The following is a 1,824-nucleotide window of genomic DNA, read 5'->3' as shown; positions in this document are numbered from 1 at the left end:
AAAACCATTTACGCCAACTTTAAAAGAGTGTAATGAACTATTTGAAATAGCTGAAAAAAAGGGTGTCTATATTTTTGAAGCCATCACAAATGTGCATTTGCCAAATTATAAAATTATTAAAGAAAATTTGTCGAATTGCGGAGATATCAAGATGGTTCAGTGTAATTTCTCACAATATTCATCGAAGTATCAAAAGTATAAAGATCGTGTTCAAACAAATGCCTTTGATCCAGCCTTCAATGGTGGAGCTTTAATGGATATCAATGTATATAATTTACATTTTGTGACGGGAATGTTTGGTAAGCCGAATGAGGTTCATTATTTTAAAAATGTTGGATACAACGGCATCGATACAAGTGGAATTATTATTATGCAGTATCCCGATTTTATCGCAACTTGTACTGGTGCTAAAGATTGTTCAAGTCCTTATGCAGTATATGTACAAGGGGATCAAGGAACGATTATTGTCTCTGGTGCGAGCAGTGGTGTATGTAAAGATGTTTATTTTGATATGCCGAAAAAAGATCAGATTGGCAAAAAGGCAGCGGACACAAAAGAAAAAATCAGTATTGAACAACCAAATCACATGTTGTATGAGTGTCAGGACTTTATGGATATCATTCTAAATAAGGATGAAGAAGCTTATACAATGTATAAGGAACAAACCCAAATGGTTGTAGAACTATTAGAAAAGCTATCATGATGATAGCTTTTTTTTGAAAATATAATTTTTTTCAGTACTTTGACTCGCATCAAAAGTGTATCCTAAATCTGAAAATTGAGTAATATCTTTGATGTTTTCAATCTGATTTTCGGCAAGATAGCGAACCATGGCTCCTCTTGCCATCTTGGCATAAACACCTTTTTCTTTTCCGTTTTCTTCGACAAAACGAACATCAATCAATGGTTTATATTTTCGAATGGTTTTGGCATATTCTTCACTTGCCAGATTTAAAATGGGTTCATCTATTTGATTAGAAAGATCGTCTTTCCAAAAGTCATACAAAGAGAATGGGCATTTTGTCTGCATTTCTAAACGATAGGGTGTGATCGCATCCAGTGGTTTTAAAAGACCATAAAATCCAGAAATAATGTAAAGATGTTCTTGAATATATTTGATTTGATCATCTGTAAATACATGGGGTGCCATATATTGATATTGTATGCCAGAATAGCTTAGTATGGCTGGTGTTGTATTTTTATTTAGACTCATATTTTGGAATTGATCATATGTAGTCTGGGCAATTGTGTCTGAACATTTTAAATAAGATTTTAATTCTGAATACTCTAAACTTTGAATATGATTTAAAAGTTCAGTTGTCTTGGATAAGAACATGGGTGTTGTACACTCTATGTTGATATCATCGATCATTTTCATTTTCTTAGCGGGTGAGATAATTATTTTCATAATAATATTGTATAATAGGTGTCAAGAAAAGAAAGTGAAGATTATGGTGAAAACCGAAGAAATGTTAAAGAATTTAGAGGAATTGATCAATACACCGATTGGCAAAAGCGAATAATATTAATTATTGAGTAGATACATATTATCATTTTGGCTCAGATGCTACAGCGGCGATTCGTGCTGGAAACAATATTATGCCTGCTGTATTTGGGTTGGTTGTATGAATTCGCATGGCTATGAAAGAACGAGTGTTCAAGCTATTGAGGATTGTGCACGTCTAACATTGGCTTATGTATTAAGTGAATAGAAAAAAGAGATATCTTTGCGATACCTCTTTTTTGGGATATTTAAATTCTTGTAGGGTCGAACATAGTCCTTAAATTTTTATAGGGTCGTTTTATAAGTAGTAAAAAAATTCT

General features: G+C 32.7%; 2 protein-coding genes. One reads left to right on the top strand and one right to left on the bottom strand.

Going from position 1 to position 1,824, the window contains the following annotated elements; translation table 11 throughout:
* Window positions 1-703, top strand: a 703-nt coding sequence (locus ACZQCL_RS07500; protein WP_482482544.1) for a Gfo/Idh/MocA family protein, incomplete at its 5' end; no start/stop codon positions are given.
* Here the strand turns inward: ACZQCL_RS07500 and yaaA are convergent.
* A complete protein-coding gene (gene yaaA / locus ACZQCL_RS07495; protein WP_419006165.1) occupies window positions 698-1,408 on the bottom strand; it encodes a peroxide stress protein YaaA in 711 nt (236 codons plus the stop codon). The two genes, ACZQCL_RS07500 and yaaA, sit on opposite strands and share 6 nt — an antisense overlap.
* Between the last annotated feature and the right edge of the window lie 416 nt (window positions 1,409-1,824).

Source organism: Holdemanella sp. (assembly GCF_056804935.1).
This window is presented reverse-complemented; position numbering and strand designations above follow the sequence as displayed.

Coding starts and splice junctions, on each gene's coding strand:
- yaaA (WP_419006165.1), bottom strand. CDS start 1,408: ATGAAAATAATTATCTCACCCGCTAAGAAAATGAAAATGATCGATGAT.